General features: G+C 47.3%; 1 pseudogene. It reads right to left on the bottom strand.

Features of this window, described 5'->3' with window-relative positions:
• Positions 1-605 (bottom strand): annotated as a pseudogene (locus tag R7Q11_RS24810) (MerR family transcriptional regulator); the annotation flags it as partial.

Raw genomic sequence — 605 nt, 5'->3', positions numbered from 1 at the left:
GTTCAATCACGTCGTGCCCCACCAAGCCAGAAACGTCGTCCACCTTGTCGACCAAGGTGATGTGGTAACCTTGCTCACACAACTTCGCCGCCTGAATCCAGCTTTCTGCATCTCGACTTTGTTCAAAGCTGATCAACAGACATTTCCCCTTAGTAGATGCTTTGTTTTCAGCATCGATCACCAATGCCCAACGCGTGATTAAACAGGTTTGGAACAATCCCATCTGCAAAGAGCGCAGCGAGCCCTTAACCAAATCCAATGCTTCAAACACAGGATTGATAAACTGATCTACGACTAAGTTGAGCGGGTACTCTTTCAATACCGATGAAAGGACGCTTTCCGTTTTGCCACGATTGAGTTGCGACAACGCAGACAGTACGGTTTCCACTTCTTCAAGCGAATGGTTTTCTGCACTGATTTCTACATCCGATTGGCCGAGCAATCCTTTCACTTTGCCGATCGCAATGCCTTTGGATAACCAACCTTGAATTTCACGAATCGTATCGAGATCTTGCTGGCAATATAAGCGATGCCCTTTTTCCGTCCTTTGCGGTTGGATTAGGTTATAGCGTCTTTGCCAAGCTCTCAGCGTCACAGGCTTAACG

The organism is Vibrio sp. 970, from assembly GCF_033339075.1.
This window is presented reverse-complemented; position numbering and strand designations above follow the sequence as displayed.